General features: G+C 46.2%; 20 protein-coding genes and 1 pseudogene. 18 read left to right on the top strand and 3 right to left on the bottom strand.

The features are described 5' to 3' along the window. Window positions 1–9: 9 nt before the first annotated feature. From ABH897_RS00715 to ABH897_RS00705, 3 genes and pseudogenes are all read left to right on the top strand, one after another. Window positions 10–194: pseudogene (locus tag ABH897_RS00715) on the top strand (hypothetical protein); the annotation flags it as partial. Between the two features lie 105 nt (window positions 195–299). After that, the gene (locus ABH897_RS00710; RefSeq protein ID WP_283655724.1) at window positions 300–902 is read left to right on the top strand and encodes a nitroreductase family protein; all 603 of its coding nucleotides are present in this window, start codon (window positions 300–302) and stop codon (window positions 900–902) included. Between the two features lie 218 nt (window positions 903–1,120). Then, the gene (locus tag ABH897_RS00705; RefSeq protein WP_283655725.1) at window positions 1,121–2,044 is read left to right on the top strand and encodes an NAD(P)/FAD-dependent oxidoreductase; all 924 of its coding nucleotides are present in this window, start codon (window positions 1,121–1,123) and stop codon (window positions 2,042–2,044) included. A gap of 10 nt (window positions 2,045–2,054) precedes the next feature. Here the strand turns inward: ABH897_RS00705 and ABH897_RS00700 are convergent, their stop codons facing one another. Further along, window positions 2,055–2,384 (bottom strand): hypothetical protein, encoded by a 330-nt coding sequence (locus tag ABH897_RS00700; protein WP_283655726.1) that lies wholly within the window; start codon window positions 2,382–2,384, stop codon window positions 2,055–2,057. A gap of 142 nt (window positions 2,385–2,526) precedes the next feature. Further along, window positions 2,527–2,847 carry a winged helix-turn-helix transcriptional regulator gene (locus tag ABH897_RS00695; protein WP_044645595.1) on the bottom strand — a complete coding sequence of 107 codons (321 nt, stop codon included), beginning with the start codon at window positions 2,845–2,847 and terminating at the stop codon, window positions 2,527–2,529. Between the two features lie 292 nt (window positions 2,848–3,139). Between ABH897_RS00695 and zwf the strand changes: the two genes are divergently transcribed. The 11 genes from zwf to ABH897_RS00640 all read left to right on the top strand — a co-directional run bounded on the left by zwf (window position 3,140) and on the right by ABH897_RS00640 (window position 13,097). Continuing rightward, a complete protein-coding gene (gene zwf / locus ABH897_RS00690; protein WP_283655727.1) occupies window positions 3,140–4,642 on the top strand; it encodes a glucose-6-phosphate dehydrogenase in 1,503 nt (500 codons plus the stop codon). A gap of 57 nt (window positions 4,643–4,699) precedes the next feature. Further along, on the top strand, window positions 4,700–5,593 hold the full coding sequence (gene gnd, locus ABH897_RS00685; RefSeq protein WP_192510466.1) for a phosphogluconate dehydrogenase (NAD(+)-dependent, decarboxylating): 894 nt from the start codon (window positions 4,700–4,702) through the stop codon (window positions 5,591–5,593). A gap of 149 nt (window positions 5,594–5,742) precedes the next feature. Further along, window positions 5,743–6,417, top strand: a complete 675-nt coding sequence (locus tag ABH897_RS00680) for an SOS response-associated peptidase (RefSeq protein WP_283655728.1) — start codon at window positions 5,743–5,745, stop codon at window positions 6,415–6,417. Next, complete coding sequence (locus ABH897_RS00675) at window positions 6,396–6,665, top strand: hypothetical protein (protein WP_137062855.1); 270 nt, start codon at window positions 6,396–6,398, stop codon at window positions 6,663–6,665. The genes ABH897_RS00680 and ABH897_RS00675 overlap by 22 nt, the downstream gene beginning before the upstream one ends. A gap of 171 nt (window positions 6,666–6,836) precedes the next feature. After that, window positions 6,837–8,045 (top strand): MFS transporter, encoded by a 1,209-nt coding sequence (locus tag ABH897_RS00670; RefSeq protein WP_404590950.1) that lies wholly within the window; start codon window positions 6,837–6,839, stop codon window positions 8,043–8,045. Between the two features lie 55 nt (window positions 8,046–8,100). Further along, window positions 8,101–8,547, top strand: a complete 447-nt coding sequence (locus tag ABH897_RS00665; protein WP_283655730.1) for an OsmC family protein — start codon at window positions 8,101–8,103, stop codon at window positions 8,545–8,547. Between the two features lie 67 nt (window positions 8,548–8,614). Beyond that, the gene (locus ABH897_RS00660; RefSeq protein ID WP_283655731.1) at window positions 8,615–9,700 is read left to right on the top strand and encodes a lactonase family protein; all 1,086 of its coding nucleotides are present in this window, start codon (window positions 8,615–8,617) and stop codon (window positions 9,698–9,700) included. A 472-nt stretch (window positions 9,701–10,172) separates the two neighbouring features. Beyond that, a complete protein-coding gene (locus tag ABH897_RS00655; RefSeq protein ID WP_283655732.1) occupies window positions 10,173–10,538 on the top strand; it encodes a hypothetical protein in 366 nt (121 codons plus the stop codon). Window positions 10,539–11,069: 531 nt separating this feature from the next. Continuing rightward, complete coding sequence (locus ABH897_RS00650) at window positions 11,070–11,225, top strand: hypothetical protein (RefSeq protein WP_283655733.1); 156 nt, start codon at window positions 11,070–11,072, stop codon at window positions 11,223–11,225. A 174-nt stretch (window positions 11,226–11,399) separates the two neighbouring features. Beyond that, window positions 11,400–11,909, top strand: a complete 510-nt coding sequence (locus ABH897_RS00645) for a hypothetical protein (protein WP_283655734.1) — start codon at window positions 11,400–11,402, stop codon at window positions 11,907–11,909. Window positions 11,910–12,122: 213 nt separating this feature from the next. Next, window positions 12,123–13,097, top strand: a complete 975-nt coding sequence (locus tag ABH897_RS00640; RefSeq protein WP_283655735.1) for a quinone oxidoreductase family protein — start codon at window positions 12,123–12,125, stop codon at window positions 13,095–13,097. A gap of 75 nt (window positions 13,098–13,172) precedes the next feature. Here ABH897_RS00640 and ABH897_RS00635 read toward each other — a convergent pair whose 3' ends face one another. Next, on the bottom strand, window positions 13,173–13,799 hold the full coding sequence (locus tag ABH897_RS00635) for an FMN-dependent NADH-azoreductase (protein WP_283656250.1): 627 nt from the start codon (window positions 13,797–13,799) through the stop codon (window positions 13,173–13,175). 273 nt (window positions 13,800–14,072) lie between these two features. Here ABH897_RS00635 and murI point away from each other — a divergent pair, with 273 nt between their 5' ends. The 4 genes from murI (at window position 14,073) to ABH897_RS00615 (ending at window position 18,541) form a co-directional block, all read left to right on the top strand. Next, window positions 14,073–14,876, top strand: a complete 804-nt coding sequence (gene murI / locus ABH897_RS00630) for a glutamate racemase (protein WP_404519172.1) — start codon at window positions 14,073–14,075, stop codon at window positions 14,874–14,876. Window positions 14,877–14,971: 95 nt separating this feature from the next. After that, complete coding sequence (locus ABH897_RS00625; RefSeq protein WP_283655737.1) at window positions 14,972–15,820, top strand: phosphotransferase; 849 nt, start codon at window positions 14,972–14,974, stop codon at window positions 15,818–15,820. A gap of 93 nt (window positions 15,821–15,913) precedes the next feature. Beyond that, complete coding sequence (locus ABH897_RS00620; RefSeq protein ID WP_404590948.1) at window positions 15,914–17,314, top strand: MATE family efflux transporter; 1,401 nt, start codon at window positions 15,914–15,916, stop codon at window positions 17,312–17,314. Between the two features lie 246 nt (window positions 17,315–17,560). Next, window positions 17,561–18,541 (top strand): S8 family peptidase, encoded by a 981-nt coding sequence (locus tag ABH897_RS00615; protein ID WP_404590946.1) that lies wholly within the window; start codon window positions 17,561–17,563, stop codon window positions 18,539–18,541. Window positions 18,542–18,705 lie beyond the last annotated feature (164 nt).

The following is an 18,705-nucleotide window of genomic DNA, read 5'->3' as shown; positions in this document are numbered from 1 at the left end:
GGAAGCGAAAATCGGGATCACCCTGAGCAGTATCCGAAGGAGCAGGAGAGCTTGTTCGACCGATTTGAAAGTGAACAGACGGTAGAGGCCATTCCCGTAGAGGATTTAAGATGGAACGTCAGGAGGAAAAAGATAAGGATGTCACCAAGCATACCTCTTCCAGTGAGAAAAAATACAATGCTGGCCCATCATGAATCAAGGAACTGGTAATATTTAAAAAGAAATCTCTTGACTTTAAGACAAATACAATATATATTTAGTTACGAAAAGTAATTAATTTTTCTCAGGAGGTAACAAAAATGGCTAAAGATTTCTTCGCAGCTCTGAAAGAAAGACGCTCCTATTACGGTATTAGCAAAGAACAAGTAATTTCCGACCAACGGATTCAAGAGATTGTAGAGGAAGCTGTTAAATATACACCTACCTCTTTCAACTCCCAAACTTCACGTGCAGTTGTACTGCTCGGAGAGCATCACGACAAATTGTGGAATATTACAGAAAATATTTTGCGCGAAGTTGTAGGCAATGAAGAGCAATTTAAATCTACTGCTGAGAAAATGAACGGCTTCCGTAGCGGCTATGGCACTGTATTGTTCTTTGAAGACAACAATGTAGTGGCTGGTTTGCAACAACAATTTGAAGCTTATGCGGACAACTTCCCAATCTGGTCTAACCAATCCAGCGGTATGCTGCAATTGGTGGTATGGACAGCTCTGGAGCAAGAAGGACTGGGCGCATCCCTTCAGCATTACAATCCTTTGATCGACGAAAAAGTGAAAAATGAATGGAACATTCCTGAGCATTGGAAACTGATTGCTGAATTGCCATTCGGTAAACCGACATTCCAACCAGGTGAAAAAGAATTCCAACCTGTTGAAGAACGCGTAAAAACGTTTAAATAAGCCAGACAATGCAACGACGATTCATGCTCGCCTGATCAAAGCACTGTGGATACCCACAGTGCTTTTTGACATTCCATTTTTAAGGAGTGAGCTTCTGGATATGTACTTTTTTGTGAACGGGATGATTCAGGGGTTAATTCAGGCGGAAGCGGGTGATGCTACGTTTAAATTTGTATGAGAGGGTTACATAGGTGTTATTGATGAGGGAGGAAAAATATATGCCATACGATTGCATTATTGTTGGCGGAGGGATTGCCGGGCTGCAAGCAGCCATTCAATTGGGAAGATATAGCAGCCATCGGGTTCTGGTGATAGATTCGGGCTATGGTCGTTCCACGTTGTGCCATCAGTATCATAATATTTTGGGCTTTCCTGATGGGATTTCAGGTGAGGAGCTGCGACGGCTTGGACGTAATAAGGCCACGAAGCTAGGCACTGAATTTGTTGAAGGTAAGGCGGTGAAAGCTGCCAAGAGAGATGAGCTTTTTGCCATTCAAGTGGAAGAGGGAACGGTGTATTCCTCAAAGACGCTGCTGCTGGCAACGGGGCTGACCGATCGCTTTCCAAAGCTGGAGGGGCTTCTGGCCTGCTTGGGCAATAGCGTGTATGTCTGCCCGGACTGTGACGGATACGAGGTTCAGGATCGCAGTACGGTCGTGATGGGGGCGGGAAAAGCCGGAGCTTCCATGGCTCTGATTTTATCGGCGCGTACCGACCACCTGGTTTATGTAAACCATGAGCGTTCAGAGGTGCCGGACGAGCTGATGATGAAGCTGCGCGAGAAAGGAATAGGATACAAGGAGGAAGCCATTTCCAGGATCATGATCGGGGAACCGGGACATTTTGAAGGAGTTCGGCTGGCTAATGGAGAGGTTGTTCGGGCGGAGCGGGGCTTTTTGGCCTTTGGAGGCAACCAAGTCCATTCAGAGCTGGCCGAGCAGTTGGGCGTGCACTTGCTGGATAACAAGCATATTGAGACTCACCCCCGCAGCAAAATGACCAATGTAGAGAATGTATGGGTAGCCGGAGATTTGGGGGCCCATGCCGAGCAAGCGACTGTCGCGATGGGAGAAGGAGCGATGTCAGCGATCTGGATACACAAAGTATTATCTGGTATGAAAACAAAAGTACCGCAGCTCTAGGAACTGCGGTTTAAAATGGTGGACATATACCTGTGTGAAGATGAAGGCCGAAGCGCTCCAATTGCTCGTTCATGCCATACTTGCGCAAAATTTCCGTTTGTTTGTTGCCGATCAGGTCAAAATGGGGATAGGGCTGACGCTGGTGAATATATTGGGGATCCAATCCATTATTGCTGCACCATAAACGCAACTTGTCCAAATTGGAACACCCCACCTTGGTTACGGTTGTAATACCTGGAAAGCGGTCATCCAGCCAGTAATGCGTCAGAAAAGCAATTTCACCGCGACTGACCTCTCTTTTCCAAGCTGAAAGCTCCTGCCGGGTAATGCCAAATGCCATCGGTCTCATCCTTTCTTGGTTCGCTCCGAAATCATGAGCTGCCGGGTAGGCGTACCATTATTTTCACATTATAGCCTGTATTACGATTCCTAAAGGGTAACACAATAACAGAAGACCGTGTATGACGATCTCCTGTTAGCGGTTAGAGCCATCTTTCGGCCCAGCTCTCTACGCCATTCAATGCATCACCGAGCTCCTTACCCTTGCGTGTCAGCGAATACTCGGTACGCACGGGCCGCTCTGTAATGACATTGCGAAGGATCAGGCCGCTATGCTCCAACTCCTTAATACGTTCATTCAGCATACGTTTGCTAAGATCAGGTATGGAAACATGAATCTCACTGAATCGTTTGGGATGTTCCATCAAAGTATGGATGATGAGAGCGGTCCATTTTTTGCTGATGATCTGAAAGGACTGTTCCACCTTGCCGCACAAAAGCTTAGGCTGCCTGTCGTCGCTCATCTGAATCCCCTCAATTTCATTGGTTGTTTTAAACAGTATACTAAAAGTAACTCTGTATACCAATAGTAACTATCTTGGTTTGTGTCAACTGTGACATTTTTAACAGTTTTTCCTCATTCCTTGCGTCAATCATACCACAGAAAACGTTATCATTACAGGAAATATCGAATGTTCACGATTTCGCTAAAATTTGATTGACTTGCCCCTTATTTTGGGTGTATTATAGGTTACGTTAATTCCTCAGGTAACTTTTAATAACCTCATCTTTTATAATGGGAAGAAGGAATAATTTATGGATTCAATGACTTTTGTCTTATTTGGAGCGACAGGGGATTTGGCTAAACGTAAAATCTACCCTGCCTTGTATAATTTGTTTGTAGAAGGTAAAATTCCGGCTTCCTTTTCTGTAATTGGTATGGGGCGTCGTGAAGTGGCTGACGAACAGTTTCAAAGTAACGTAGAACAATCCATTAAGGATTTTTCCAGATACGTGAATAATGACCGTGCACAGATGGATCAGTTCCTGAGCGCTTTCCGCTACAGTGCATTGAACGTCAATCACCCGGAAGATTATAAAAAGCTGTTACAGCTTGCTGAGCAACGTGAAAATGACTTGGGAATTCCGGGGAACCGCATGTTTTACTTATCGGTGGCACCGGAATTTTTTGATGTGATTGCCCTCAACATCCGGGAAAGCGGTTTGGCTGAAACGAAGGGCTGGAAACGGCTTATTATCGAAAAACCATTCGGACATGATCTGGAATCTGCACGTGAGCTGAATGATCGCTTAAGCAGAACGTTTGCTGAGGATGAAATTTATCGTATTGACCATTACCTCGGTAAGCCGATGGTGCAAAACCTGGAAGCCTTGAAATTTGCTAATCCCTTGCTTCAGGGTGTGTGGAACAATCAATACATTGCCAATGTGCAAATTACCGCTTCCGAAACTGTAGGCGTCGAGGAACGCGCAGGATATTATGATCACTCCGGAGCTATTCGGGACATGGTGCAGAATCACATGCTGCAAGTGCTGATGATGGCGGCTATGAATAAGCCGGGACATGTAACGGCAGATCAGGTGCGTGACGAAAAAAGCAAGGTTATGGAGGCGTTGCGTGCGCTCGATCCTTCCGATATTGCTTCCAGCGTGGTGAGAGGCCAATACACGAACGGTGAGATTAACGGAAAAACAGTTCCTTCCTATAAAGAAGAGCCGGACATTGGACCGGACTCACAAAATGATACTTTCATTTCAGCTCGTCTGTGGATTGACAATGAGCAATGGTCAGGTGTGCCGTTCTATATTCGCACAGGCAAACGCATGAAGGAAAAATCTACACGTATCGTCGTGGAATTTAAAAAGGATAGCACAGACCCGTATGCGGCTCAAGGACAGCCTTCCGAGCCGAACTTGCTTACGATTCATGTGAATCCGGATGAAAAGGTAACACTGCGTCTGAACAGTAAGGACCCACTGAATAATGGTCAACTGGAGACGGTGCTGATGAATTACACATCAGAGGCCAAGGATGTACCGGAAGCTTATGAGCGCCTCATCTTTGATGCGCTGCGCGGCGACTCCACCTATTTCGCTCACTGGAATGAAGTTGAGCTTTCATGGATGTGGGTACAGCCAGTGCTGGAAGCTTTTGCTCGCGGCGAAGTTCCGCTTCATACGTATGCGGCAGGCTCCTACGGTCCAGAGGCTTCTGACCAATTGTTGGAGGAACAGGGCTTTACATGGTGGCTGGATCAAAAGTCAGAACGTTCTGAAAAAGCGGTTGTTCGTTCGTAAGCATGTACACATCACTACATTGAGAATATATTTTTGCTACGGCAGGAGGCCTTTACAATGCAAGTTGGATTAATCGGTTTGGGAAAAATGGGCTTGAATCTCGGAAAAAACTTGATCGATCACAAGCATGAAGTTGTCGCTTACGACGTCAATGCAGCAGCGATTCAAGAAATGAAGGATTACGGTGCTACAGGTGCTTCCACACTGGAAGAGCTTGTGCAGGCGACCCAATCCCCAAGAGTACTGTGGATTATGGTTCCCCATCAAATTGTTGATTCCGTGCTGGATCAGCTTCAACCGATTTTGTCCAAAGGGGACATTATTATTGAAGGCGGTAACTCTCATTACAAAGAGTCGATTGCTCGTCATGCCCGTCTGAAGGAATACGGTATCAGCTTCATGGATGCCGGAACCTCCGGTGGTATGGAAGGTGCACGTAGTGGCGCTTGTTACATGATTGGCGGCGACCCGGAAGCATGGGCGTTTGTTGAGCCTATTTTCCGCGATACAGCAGTTGAAAATGGTTATCTGTATGCAGGTAAATCCGGTAGCGGACATTTTCTCAAAATGGTTCACAACGGTGTGGAATATGGTATGATGGCCTCCATTGGTGAAGGCTTTGAAGTGCTGGAGAAAAGCAGCTTTGACTTCGATTATGAGCAAGTGGCACGCGTTTGGAACAACGGTTCCGTTATTCGCTCCTGGTTGATGGGCTTGACCGAACGTGCATTTTCCAAGGATGCAAATCTGGATGAAATTCGCGGGGTTATGCACTCTTCCGGCGAAGGCAAATGGACGGTTGAGGAGGCATTGGACATTCAGGCGGCTACTCCGGTTATTGCGTTGTCCCTGCTGATGCGTTACCGTTCTCTGGATGCAGATACGTTCAACGGGAAAGTCGTTGCCGCGCTGCGCAATGAATTTGGCGGTCATGCAGTAGAAAAGAAATAGTAACGATATAGCTTAGCATCGATCCCCGTAGCTTCAAAACTGCGGGGATATTACTATATGTTCTTGCCGTGCGCTTTTTTGCTATATGCATATTTTTCCTTGTATAACCGCACAATAGATGAAAAAGAAGGCGGAAGGATGAATAGCATATGTGCAAAAGGTTTTCGTTATCGGCTGATTTGGACGAGGTAAGGGATCATTTTGGCATACAACGGGTGATGTATTATTATAAAACACGTTACAATATGAGCCCTACCCAGCATGTTCCCATCGTGCTGCATCAGGAGGGGGAACGGGTGCTAGATGAATTTCGCTGGGGATTTATCCCCTACTGGGGCAAGGATTGTGTCAACGCCGATTTGAATACGGTACGAGTGAATCCGAGTTACCGCAAAATGGCCGAAACCCGACGTTGTGTCATTCCTTGCAACGGCTTTTATTATTGGCGAAAGCTTGGTAAACGTATGTGTGCGGTGCGGGTGGTGTTGCCAGGACAGAAAATGTTTGCGGTCGCGGGATTGTATGAGGTATGGCAGGATAGCCGTAAGGAGCCGCTACGTACCTGTACGATGATGACGGTGCAGGCCAATGCGGATATTCGTGAATTTGACGGACGTATGCCCGCCATTTTGGAACCCTCGAATATGGATTCATGGCTGGACCCGTCCATTAAGAACATAGATGAGTTGCTACCGTTGCTGTGCACGTATGAACAGGGCGATATGAGCATCTATCCGGTGACCCCGCTGGTCGCCAATGATGAACACGATAACCGCGAATGCATTCAGGAAATGGATTTGCAATGGTCCTGGATCAAGCCTTAAATGAATATGGAGAATTTTCATTCACTACAGATCATAAGCTTCCCGCCGCCTGCATAGGTATGTATTGGGGAACAAGCGTCATGATCCGGGGAGAGGGGAAACGGCCGAAGGAGTATCTCATATGGGATGGAGGCGATTGGAATGAGCAACGATACACTCATCCAACTGCTGGTGCTCATGGTGACGATCATCGGTCTGGTCCAAAACCGGTAAGTGGCAGGTTCCAGAAGGCGGGAGAATTGCCCTAGGCAATCTTCCGCTTTTTTTCGTTTTCCTTTCAACAGCAGCAACAAGAGATGTTATTACTTTAAAATGCTCGCAGATGGAGGGAGCTTGCGGTACAATAGATGCTAAGCTACAGGTGACAAGACACCTGAATATACGGCTATATATAATGCATTTTTAAGGGAGAGCGAATCATGAGTGAATTGACTTCATTACCACCATCCCAAAAGCGAAAGCTGCTGTTTAGCGCAGGACTCAGTTGGCTGTTTGATGCCATGGACGTTGGGCTGCTTTCGTTCATAGCCGCAGCGCTGGCTAAGGAGTGGCATTTGGGATCAGAGCAGATTGGTCTGTTGACTGCGATGAATTCGATAGGGATGGTGTTTGGGGCCGCTTTAGCGGGGATTTTGGCTGATCGCTACGGCAGGCGTGCGATATTAGTGTGGACGCTGTTGATCTTTTCTATTGCAAGCGGCTTGTCAGCTTTGGCGACCGGGCTCGGTGTACTGTTGGTGCTGCGCTTTATTGCAGGCGTAGGCTTGGGAGGGGAATTGCCTGTAGCTTCGACGCTGGTGTCGGAATCGGTGCCGGTTCAGGAACGGGGAAAAGCGGTCGTTTTGTTGGAAAGCTTCTGGGCCGCGGGATGGATTCTTTCTGCGCTTATTGCCTATTTTGTTATTCCAAAGTACGGCTGGCAGATGGCCTTTATTCTCGGCGCAGTACCAGCCCTGTACGCCCTTTATTTACGCAAAGCGGTAGAGGATTCACCACGATACAAGCAGCAGAGTGTCAAGCTTCCACTGCGTGAAAGACTGGCTTCCATTTGGTCAGGGCCGAACCGCAAGTCCACGCTCATGCTGTGGATTTTATGGTTTACGGTTGTATTTTCCTATTACGGAATGTTTCTGTGGCTGCCAAGCATTATGTTTATGAAGGGTTTTGAACTGGTTAAAAGCTTTGAGTATGTCCTGATCATGACGCTGGCGCAATTGCCAGGATATTTTACTGCGGCATATCTGATTGAAAAGCTGGGCCGCAAATTCGTGCTGATCGTCTATTTACTGCTAACGGCGGTGTCTGCTATTTGGTTCGGTACCTCGGAAACGGCAGGAATGCTGCTGGCTGCCGGTATCTGCTTGTCCTTTTTCAATCTCGGCGCGTGGGGAGCCATGTATGCCTATACCCCGGAATTGTACCCAACAGCTGTCCGTTCTACCGGAGTGGGTATGGCGGCTGCGTTTGGTCGTATCGGTGGCGTGATTGGACCGTTCCTGGTCGGAATGCTGGTTGGACAGGGCATGGCGATACAATCTATCTTTGTCATTTTCTTCGTAGCGATCCTGATTGGAGCGGCGGCGGTATGGTTGCTGGGTACCGAAACGAAAAATCGGGAGATCGACTAACCTTTACATTCACCTCTATAAAGATTCATAATATAAGAGAGAGGAGTGACCTGAAATGGAGCATACCTTTCTGCTCAAGGCAGACTGGAACGGGGGGCGCAACAGCGCTGGGTATATTGAGGCCGGACAGCTGCGGACAGCGATTTCGATCCCGGCAGAGATGGGTGGTCCCGGTGTGGGTACCAATCCGGATGAAATGCTGCTAGGCGCTGCCGCGACCTGCTATTTGATTACATTGGCGGCGATGATGGAGCGCGCTGGTCTTACGGTGGCTTCACTGGCGCTGGAATCCGAAGGGATTGTCGATGTAACGAACAATATTTTTACATATCGTCGAATTATCCATCGTCCACGAGTTCATTTGGCCGCCGATGCGACAGAATCGCAGATCGAACAGGCAGTGCGGCTGGCAGAGCAGGCAGAGAGCTCTTGCATGATCTCACGTGCCGTAGCGGGAAATGTAGCTTTATCTACAGAGCCCGTCGTGGAACGCGCCTCTTAGCGCTATTTGAACCAGGAGTAATCATTCCAATTGCCCATTATTTTTCTAATTTGAGGAGGACACAACCATGACAGCACAACAAAAATTGCTCGTTTTCGCAGGCTCTTACGCCGAATTGGAAGGCAGCGGAGTTTATGCGTACACTTTTAATGAAGAGACAGGGGTTCTTACATTACAGGATGAGTTCTCCGGATTGAAAAATCCAACCTTCCTGAACGTAGACGTGAAGAACCGGAAGCTGTATTCCATTGGAGAAACGACTTCTGCTACTGGAGCGAAGGTGGGCGAAGCTGCTGCTTTTGAAATTGATCCGGTCAAAGGGACATTTACATTGCTTAACCGGGCGGAAAACGTTGGCGCAACAACCTGTCACATTCAGCGTGATCCATCCGATCGCTACCTGATCGTAGTCAGCTACCACGGAGGAATGGTGGGACTGGTGTCTCTAACCGAGGATGGCCGTATCGGCGAGTTGCTGGATGTTAAACAGCATGAGGGCAAGGGAGCGCATCCTGAGCGTCAGGATCGTCCGCATCCACACTCCAGTTTCTTTAGCCCTGATGGTCGTTTCCTCTTCGTACAGGATCTCGGTTTGGATCTGATCCGTGTCTACACCATTGATGACAGTAAAGGACAACTGGTACTTCATGGCGAAACGAAAACCCATGCAGGTGCAGGTCCACGTCACTTGACGTTCCACCCGAACGGTAAATTTGCTTTTGTCATTAATGAGGTGGATTCTTCCATTACTTCTTTTGCGTATGACGTAGAAGCAGGCAAGCTTACCGAGCTTGAGAGCGTACCGACTTTGCCGTCTGATTTTACGGGCGAAAACACAACCGCTGAGATTGCTATTTCGGGGGATGGTGCTTATGTGTACGGTTCCAACCGTGGGCATGACAGCATCGTAGTGTTCGCTGTAGACGCTGCAACAGGCAAGCTGAGCCTGGTAGAGCATGTTTCTGCCGAAGGAGAGCATCCACGTCATTTTGCTTTGACTCCAAACGGCGAGCATCTGCTCGTGGCAAACCGCGATACGAATAACATCGTTACATTTAAAGTGGACAAGGCTAGTGGACGACTGACCTACACGGGACAACAAGTAACTGTGTCCAAGCCGGTATGCGTTCAACCTTTTTACTTTTCTGTATAAAGTTTGATAGAGGCTGGGTGGCTGAGTAACGGTAAACGGTATGCGGGTAATGACCGCTACGAGGACGGATCATTCTTCCGATCGCTGTTGCCCCCGGATTTCTTGATTATATGTTCAAGGGTAGAAATCCGGGAACAAAGGCGAACGCTAACGCTTCTTCAGAACGATTCCGTCCTCTCCGCTGCTTTTGTGCTTCTGGGTAACTGTTCATAGAAAATTCTTGAGAATTACGGTCTGTAGGTTAAACCTGCGGCCGTTTTTCTTTTTATAGCTGGCTATTTTTATAGAAGTCATTTTCTATTTCATATGATATATAACAATATTTAATATGGATATATTGTAATATATAAACATAATTTGTTGAATTATGTTGAAAAGCGCAGAAAAAGCTGGTATATTCATCATGGAAATCAGTGGCTAATATTCTGGTTTTTTTATTCTTATAAAATAAACAGAAAAGGTGGTCGATATCATGAGTGAAACCCTTCAGGAAAAGGTCGATCGCCTTGAACTGTATGTGGATTTGTTGAGACAGATTGCTGTAAATCCCGAAGAAAATGTAATATGGGATTGGGTGATTTCTAAAGGGCTCAACCGTGAACAGTACAACAATTTAAACTCTGTTTTAAAAGAAAACACCAGGATTCTTTTAAAACAAAAAGAGGGGGGGAATCCCACTGTTTTAAGCTTTCAGGAGTTCTCTAGTCAAGTCATCGGATCTATAGGCTTAAATGATGACGAAGTGGGCAAGAAAGCGGTTGCTCAAGTGTTAAGGAGTGCTGTTAGGATGCCTGCTTTTGCTATACTTAATCATTACGTAAACTTAATTGATAAATAGAAGCTTGATAGTTTAGGACTCACTTATGTGGGTCATTTTCTTATTTTAATTAGACTAGGGGAGACTCTAACTAAAGAATAGAGCAAGCAAAGGAATTCTCCATGAAAAATAACAAATCACATGTATAAAATTTTAAGGTTACAAATAAGAAGCGAATAATCTCGGCAGTAAAAGGGTACATATGTTATAAGTGGGACAAGAATCCCTTGGGTAAATTTAAGATGAGCATTGTAAGATCAACATAAGTGTTAGAAGTTTCTTAATCAAAAGCATACATTTTAGGAGAGACGAGAGCTGTTCATATCGGTAGTTTTGTTCGTGGTGTGCTAGAGATAAGCTGAGTAACGGAGCGGGCAGATGGATTTCGGAGAAGTGATAGCGTTCGCCTTTGGAACTTGATTTTAACCATAAGAACCTAATTCAAAAAATCAGGTTTCAACAGTGATCGGAGAAACCATCTGTTCGCGCAGTGGGCCACATAGACCAAAAACTGCCGATTAAACACATTTTACACAAGGAGGAGGAAATCATATGAAAATTACCATTACGCAAAAGGAAGCCGCCGACAAAGGAATCTGGACAGAGATCATGGGTATGTTCGCTGTAACCAAAGAGGACGAGGTGTGGCAAAATGAAGAGTTTATTCTCACTGAAGAACAGGCGCGTCAGGTCGGATTGATCAAATAAAAAGCTGTAAATAAGACATGTAAGCAAGTTTTAAGACCAAGTCTTAAAAAATCGTAACTTCTTTTTTATGGTTCTGATACACTTTTTAACCGTACAACGTTTATAGTAAGTGCATAAGGGTAATGAAGCTTACAGACACCGTGTACATACCCAGACGGTAAGGAGAGATCAGACATGATGAGACTAGCTTCGAAATGGACAGTATTGGCTTTAATGATGATGCTGATGACGGCGGCGGGAGCAACAGCACAAGGCTACACGCCCGTAACACCTGCTGAAAATCAGGAGACCGTATATATAAATCAATTGGAGATGCGTAACGGACAAATCTATTTGTCGGCAGATCCGATTGAATGGTATGAAGGTAAGGCAGCAGACAAGGCGTTCTTGGAGCATGAAGGAAACACAGGGTTGGACGGAGCACCAGACGGTTACTACATCGTGAATAATTCCGTGCAAAATGACGTGTACCAGGTTGCCCCAGATGCTTCGGTAGAGGTACAAATTTATGATCATACAGGTCGTATAGAAGATACAGATGTAAAATGGAATGAATCGATCCCTTTGGCACAGTTTGAAAAAGATTTTGCCAAAAAAGATGTATTGGATCTCAGCCAATTTCCATACCATGTGACGTTGCGTGACGGTAAGGTCGTTAAAATCGTGCAGCAGTTCATTCCTTAAAATAGAAGTAATCGCATAGCAGACACGTGCTTTCATTTGATCGTAGATCAGTGGGAGCACTTTTTTTATGCAAAATTTGAACGAGTTCATCAGGATAGCAAGGAGATGAAAAAGCGCATGTCGAATATGTGGAAAACAGGTTCGTGCAACAAACTCATCGTTTTTAAGTAGTAACGATATCACATTACTTTTTGGAGAGAAAGGAATGAAGAGATGAAGGCCATTATAGTCGAACAATTCGGATCGCCGGAATACATGAAATATGTAGATATTGAAATTCCATCCCTTCAATCCACACAAGTGTTAATCCGGGTTCACGCAACCAGTGTTAATTATGCGGATATTAAAGCCAGATACGGGAAGAAGGGGGAAGGCAAGCTACCTTTTTTGCCTGGACTGGAGGCATCAGGGATTGTGGAAAAAGTGGGTGCTGATGTGAAATCTATACGTGTGGGTCAACGCGTCATTGCCTTACCACATCATGGCTCGTACGCGGAGTATATCGTTGCAGAAGAAAATCTGACTTTTGTGTTACCTGATCGTGTGGATATGGACACAGCAGGAGCGAGCGGCATTGTATCCTTCTTATCTTATAAGCTCCTTGCTGATGTGGCCCGGTTAACCAGAGGGGAAGCTGTACTAATCCATTCGGCGGCTGGCGGCGTAGGAACAACAGCGATACAAATAGCCAAGTTGTTAGGTGCAGGAAAGGTCATAGGAACGGTGGGGAATGAAAACAAGATTCCCGTGGCCTTAAGTGCAGGTGCAGATCATGTTATTTGTTACGAAACAGAGGACTTTGCGGAGAAAGTCAATGAATTGACCGCAGGCAAAGGCGTTCAAATTATTTTAGATTCTGTGGCAGGCGATATAACGCAGAAAAGTTTAAACTGTCTGGCTCATTTTGGACGCTTGGTGATGTTTGGTAACTCCAGCGGAAGAAGCGCACAGCTCCAAACAAGCGATCTGCATGCAAGCTGTCGTTCTGTTCTTGGATTTAGTTTGAGCACGACCCGAAAAGAACGGCCTGAAATGTTACGGGAAATTGCAGTTCAAGTATTCAAGCTATTGGAAAATGGGCAATTAGACATCAAGATCAGTGAAAGATTTCCGTTAAAAGAGGCGGCGTTGGCGCATCAGTGGGTTGAAAGCAGAAAAAGTACGGGGAAAGTGCTGCTATACACGTAACACGATATCCATAAAAAAAGAGGATATCCATCCCAAATAGGGGGCGGATATCCTCTTTTTTTCATATATATGGATTTAGAAGGATTTTGCAGCTTCTGTTGCACTTTGTACAGCAGCTTCAACAATGGCTTGTGCTTGATCTGGAGCTTGGTTATGTCCTTCCAGTACAACCTTCACGATGTCTTTCACACCGAAGAAGGATAAGATGTTGCTCATGAAGTTCAAAGACATTTCGGCAGCAGCAGCAGGACCTTCAGAGTATACGCCGCCTCTTGCATTCAACAGGGCTACTTTAGTTTCAGTTACGAGACCAACTGGACCCTCAGCAGTGTATTTGAACGTTTTACCAGCTTGGTTCAGGTAGTCAATGTAAGTATGCAGTACTGCTGGAATCGTCATGTTCCAAAGCGGGAAAGCGAATACGACTTTATCTGCTGCTAGGAATTGATCAAGGTAGCCGTTAGCTACGCCCGCCAGGCGAGCTTCTTCAGCGTTCAGCTCCAAGCCTCTAGCGGATTTGAACGTACCGTTAATCATGTTGGCGTTCAAATAAGGAAGCTCGACGGAGAACAGGTCCAGTTCAGTGATTTCATCGGATGGATGGGAAGCTTTGTAGCTTTCCAAAAAGGCATTATACAATTTAACGGTTGCGGATTCTTCGGCTGTACGATCGTTAGCTTTGACAAATAGTACTTTAGACATCATTTATTTCCCCCTAGGTAAGTTAAGTAAGTCATTTACCTCGTAATATTACAATATAAAGATAATATCTGTCAACACTTTTATATTAAATTTATTTTAACAAGCTACTTTATTTTTTACACTGTAAAATTTATGTGTTTCTTTTGCAAAATATCAGTTTTGCGGTAAAATTTAAGTATGAGCCGATTAGAAGAATGGTCCATAGGCGAAGAATGAAATTACCATGTGGTCAACAGGATAGGTACAACAGATGAACGAAAAAAGGTGAGTAGCTTGAAGATTGGTTTTTTTGATTCAGGATTGGGTGGAATTACGGTATTATCTGAGGCCTTACGACGGCTGCCAAACGAAAATTTTGTATACTTGGCAGATACGCTTCATGTTCCTTACGGGACGAAAACACCGCAAGAGGTGTGCGGATACGTCAAGGCTTCGGTACAAACTATTTTAAAAGAGGACGTTAAGGCGCTGGTCATTGCCTGCAATACAGCCACGAGTATCGCGGTTGCGGAGCTGAGGAACGAATACCATCTCCCGATCATTGGTATGGAGCCGGCCGTGAAGCCTGCGGTGGAGATGAATCGAGCGAATGGTAAAAGAGTGCTGGTGTTAGCCACGCCGTTGACATTAAAACAATCCGGTTATGCAGCGCTGGTGTCCAGAGTTGACGATCATGGAAGTGTAGATTCGTTGCCCTTGCCCGAGCTGGTGCATTATTGTGAGCAGTTAAATTTTGACCGGACAGTAATGGCCGAATATTTTAACCGTAAGCTGTCTGCGTTCGATCTGAACTTATATGGTACGGTCGTTTTGGGGTGCACACACTATCCTTTTTATAAGGAGATCTTGAAGGGGCTACTGCCTCCCCATATTCAGCTAATCGACGGGAGTCAGGGAACGGTCAGACGGTTAAAACAGGTGTTATCTGAGCGCAATTTGCTGGTATCTCCGGCAAAAGCGGGTCAATCGCAGGAGGGACACATTACGTTCCTGTGTACCAGCCAGGATGAGGACTATGTCCACAAAATGGAGCGTGCGCTTGAAATTTATGCGGAGCATGAAAAGATTTCTTTTTAAAGCAGGTGCGACTGGCGAACGGATTGAATCATAGCGATGAATCCCAGCGTCAGTCGCGTAGTGAATCAGAGGCATAGATGGAGGGGAGGCTTTTGATGGACGTTCAACTGATCCTAAAGGAGCTTCAGGAAGCAGGTATACTTGAAGGCCATATGCAAGAACTCAAATCCCTGACTGGAGGAACCTCAAGCGAAGTGATTGCCATCATGGACGGAATCAGGCCTCGATATGTGATCAAGCAGAATGATCCGGTTATTGTAGAAGCGGAAGCAGAATTTTTACATACCTATTCACAGATTGAAAAATTAACGCGTCTGGTTTATGTTGATCCGCTGCATCGTTATTTGGTATACATGTTCAAGCCAGGGCTGACCCGCTATCATGGAAGGAACAAGAGCGACCTTCTGTTCAGTCTGGCGACGGAGCTGATCGCGCACTACAAGCCACTGGGAGAGGAACGCCATTATGGTTATCCAGACCATCCGTTTGTGGAATGGAGAGATTTTCTGCTGCACAGGGTAAAGGAATCCAGAAAGATCATACAGGACGTTTTATCTCTAGAGGATCATCGGTTTGTTCATGCACTTGTGGCGGGAATACCTCATCGGAATCTGAAATACTTGCTCCATGGCGACTGTGGGGTACATAATTTCGTGTTTGCCGAAAATGACACTTTAACGGGCATTATTGATCCTGATCCGGTGGTAGGAGAACCGTTATATGATCTGATATACGCCTTTTGCTCTTCACCGGACCTACTGACTGTCGATACGATTTTGCCAGCGGTAGAGAAGCTTGAGCCAGAAATGACAGGGAGTTACGAGCTAAACAGGGAAGTGCTACAGGGATTATACTTTCGAATAGCTACCTGCATTCGGCATCATCCGGGGGATCTTGAAAAGTATGTAGAGGCGTGGGCGTATTGGTTGAGCAGGATGGGTTGAGAAAAAGCACATGACTTTTTATGATTGAGTAAGCGGTATCAATAATAATGTCTGAGCATATACAGGGTTCACATCTGGGAGGAATACAGAAGTATGTCACTTTCGCAGGAAAGCGGCTCCAAGCAAGCACAAGTCGTGAAAACGATGACAGTTTTTGCAATCACTTGGCCGATCTTTATAGAAATGCTGTTTCATATTTTGATGGGTAGCGTGGATACGTTCATGCTGAGTCATGTGTCGGACGAGGTTGTGTCGGCTGTGGGTGTGTCGAGACAGCTGATTGAATTTACGATTATTTTGTTCAATCTGCTTGGTCTTGGAGTAGGTGTCATCATCGCTCAGCTATTGGGTGCACAAAAGCATGTGGATGCGAGCCGTGTAACGGCCTCGGCCCTGACCTTCAATCTGGTATTCGGTTTGGCGCTGAGCTTGATGTTTATTATAAGCCGGGATTTTCTGCTGTCCTTTTACCATATTACCCCGACGATTAAGGAAAATGCCGAGATCTATATGATGCTGGCAGGGGGTTCGTTGTTTCTGGAAGCGCTTATGCTAACCGCAGGTCCGGTGATTCGTTCACACGGTTTTACGAAAGATACGATGATCGTGGGCATAGGTATGAACATTTTGCATATTGTGGGGAATGCGTTGCTGATTTACGGCTGGTTTGGTCTGCCGCAAATGGGCGTGGCCGGAGCAGCGATTTCAACGGTAATTAGCCGCGCTGTAGCCTGTGTCTGGATTTTTATATTGTTGTACAAACGTGTAAGTGCGCCGATTCGCCTCCAGTATTATGTACAGCTTCAATGGAGCAAGCTGGTGGCCATCCTGAAAATCGGCATCCCGGCGGGACTGGAATGGTTGTCTTATCAACTCAGTCAAATGATGGTGACCCGGTTTGTCAGCTTCATGGGCACAACAGCGATTGCTACTCATTTTTATACGAATACGATAGTGTATTTTTTTATGGTGTTCGGAATGGCGGTGGGCGAGGGGACGGAAATTATTGTTGCTCGCCTGATAGGTGCAGGAGATAAGGAGAAGGCGTATCACCAACTGCTGCGCAGCTTAAAATGGTCTCTGGTCATTACGATTGCGGTGATCGTGGTGGTATCCTTTTTCCGATATGAAGTGATGGCGATCTTTACGGATGAGCCGGCGATTATTCAACTGGGAGCAGCGATTTTGCTGTTCTGTATATTGCTGGAGCCGGGCCGTGTGTTCAATCATGTCGTCATTAACTCCTTGCGGGCGGCGGGGGATGTACAGTTTCCGCTGATAATGGCGATCATATCGATGTGGGGGATCAAAATTCCGTTGGCGTATGTGCTGGGCATTCATCTGGGATATGGTGTGCTTGGGGTGTGGATTGCACATGCCTGCGATGAGTGGGTACGAGGTATTTTCCACTACCTGCGCTGGAAAGGTCGGAAATGGCAGCACAAGTCGCTGTTGTCCAAGGCTGAACTTCAAGCGGATTCATTGTCAGGCTGACACTTGAAGCTGTAGTTGCTCAGGCACCTCTATACATAGGCATTCTCCATAGATATGGGGGGATGTCTATTTTTTTACAAAAAAAAGCAAAAGGGGATGTTCAAACTTTTCAAAAATTGCTAGAATATAGTAACCTCAAACAAGAGTTTCAGTAGAGGTTTTCAAAGTTTCGGTTTTGAAAGTTTTGGTTTTTGAAGGTTTCAAAGACGGATGGTTTCCGATTGAATCCATGAAGGAGGGAATAGGATGGAACGTAAAGTGCATATCATTCCTTACCAAGTGATCAAGCAAAAGCAACAGGTGAATGAAATACCGCGAGGAGTGGAGCTGATTCAGGCCCCTGCGGTGTGGAGCCGAACCCGAGGCCAGGGAGTGAAGGTGGCAGTACTGGATACGGGCTGTGATGCGGACCATCCTGATTTGAAGGAACGCATTATTGGTGGCCGGAACTTCACGGATGATGATGACAGTGATCCAAATATTTTCACGGATTACAACGGTCACGGTACGCATGTGGCAGGCACAATCGCGGCAGCAGAAAATGAGGATGGTGTGGTGGGTGTCGCCCCGGAGGCGGATTTGCTCATCATCAAGGTACTGAACAAGCAAGGCTCCGGTCAATACGACTGGATCATTCAGGGCATTCATTATGCGATTGAGCAAAAGGCAGACATCATTTCAATGTCGCTTGGTGGTCCCGAGGATGTGGCTGAGCTGCATGAAGCGGTGCAGAAGGCGGTAGCGAGCCAAATTTTGGTCGTCTGCGCAGCAGGTAATGAGGGAGACGGTGACGACAGAACGGACGAGCTGGGCTATCCTGGCTGCTATAATGAGGTGATCAGCGTAGGCGCTGTAAACTTTGGCAGACATGCTTCAGATTTCAGTAACTCCAACAATGAGGTGGATTTGGTTGCGCCGGGAGAAGATATTCTGTCTACCATTCCGGGAGGCAAATACGCGACCTTCAGCGGTACTTCAATGGCTACCCCACATGTCGCTGGGGCTTTGGCGCTGATTAAGCAGTTGTCGAACGCGAGCTTTGAACGGAATCTCACCGAGCCGGAGCTATACGCCCAACTGATCAAACGCACGATTCCACTCGGCCATTCTGCAAAGCTGGAAGGCAACGGTCTGCTGTACTTGACGGCAGTCGAGGAGCTTTCCCGTATTTTCGACGCTCAGCGTGTAGCGGGGATATTGAGTGCAGGATCATTACATGTTAAATAAGCCGTAACTACGGTTATATAGCGGTTCTCATGAGAGAGAGCCGCTTTTTTGTATTTCAGGATTTGATAAACCTTATTTACAGCGTAACCATTATCGCGCATTTTCAGAATTGCATATTCAGCATTTTTCATCATTCGATCCCCAATGCTCGAAAGTACAATATA

This window comes from Paenibacillus sp. RC73, from assembly GCF_044908085.1.
Taxonomy (GTDB): domain Bacteria; phylum Bacillota; class Bacilli; order Paenibacillales; family Paenibacillaceae; genus Paenibacillus; species Paenibacillus terrae_A.
The sequence above is the reverse complement of the archived record's forward strand: the minus strand, read 5'-3'. Positions and strand labels throughout refer to the sequence as shown.

Coding starts and splice junctions, on each gene's coding strand:
- ABH897_RS00710 (WP_283655724.1), top strand. CDS start 300: ATGGCTAAAGATTTCTTCGCAGCTCTGAAAGAAAGACGCTCCTATTAC.
- zwf (WP_283655727.1), top strand. CDS start 3,140: ATGGATTCAATGACTTTTGTCTTATTTGGAGCGACAGGGGATTTGGCT.
- ABH897_RS00705 (WP_283655725.1), top strand. CDS start 1,121: ATGCCATACGATTGCATTATTGTTGGCGGAGGGATTGCCGGGCTGCAA.
- ABH897_RS00650 (WP_283655733.1), top strand. CDS start 11,070: ATGAAAATTACCATTACGCAAAAGGAAGCCGCCGACAAAGGAATCTGG.
- ABH897_RS00615 (WP_404590946.1), top strand. CDS start 17,561: ATGGAACGTAAAGTGCATATCATTCCTTACCAAGTGATCAAGCAAAAG.
- ABH897_RS00700 (WP_283655726.1), bottom strand. CDS start 2,384: ATGGCATTTGGCATTACCCGGCAGGAGCTTTCAGCTTGGAAAAGAGAG.
- ABH897_RS00655 (WP_283655732.1), top strand. CDS start 10,173: ATGAGTGAAACCCTTCAGGAAAAGGTCGATCGCCTTGAACTGTATGTG.
- ABH897_RS00645 (WP_283655734.1), top strand. CDS start 11,400: ATGATGAGACTAGCTTCGAAATGGACAGTATTGGCTTTAATGATGATG.
- ABH897_RS00695 (WP_044645595.1), bottom strand. CDS start 2,847: ATGAGCGACGACAGGCAGCCTAAGCTTTTGTGCGGCAAGGTGGAACAG.
- ABH897_RS00670 (WP_404590950.1), top strand. CDS start 6,837: ATGAGTGAATTGACTTCATTACCACCATCCCAAAAGCGAAAGCTGCTG.
- ABH897_RS00640 (WP_283655735.1), top strand. CDS start 12,123: ATGAAGGCCATTATAGTCGAACAATTCGGATCGCCGGAATACATGAAA.
- ABH897_RS00675 (WP_137062855.1), top strand. CDS start 6,396: ATGGTCCTGGATCAAGCCTTAAATGAATATGGAGAATTTTCATTCACT.
- ABH897_RS00660 (WP_283655731.1), top strand. CDS start 8,615: ATGACAGCACAACAAAAATTGCTCGTTTTCGCAGGCTCTTACGCCGAA.
- ABH897_RS00665 (WP_283655730.1), top strand. CDS start 8,101: ATGGAGCATACCTTTCTGCTCAAGGCAGACTGGAACGGGGGGCGCAAC.
- gnd (WP_192510466.1), top strand. CDS start 4,700: ATGCAAGTTGGATTAATCGGTTTGGGAAAAATGGGCTTGAATCTCGGA.
- ABH897_RS00620 (WP_404590948.1), top strand. CDS start 15,914: ATGTCACTTTCGCAGGAAAGCGGCTCCAAGCAAGCACAAGTCGTGAAA.
- ABH897_RS00635 (WP_283656250.1), bottom strand. CDS start 13,799: ATGTCTAAAGTACTATTTGTCAAAGCTAACGATCGTACAGCCGAAGAA.
- ABH897_RS00625 (WP_283655737.1), top strand. CDS start 14,972: ATGGACGTTCAACTGATCCTAAAGGAGCTTCAGGAAGCAGGTATACTT.
- ABH897_RS00680 (WP_283655728.1), top strand. CDS start 5,743: ATGTGCAAAAGGTTTTCGTTATCGGCTGATTTGGACGAGGTAAGGGAT.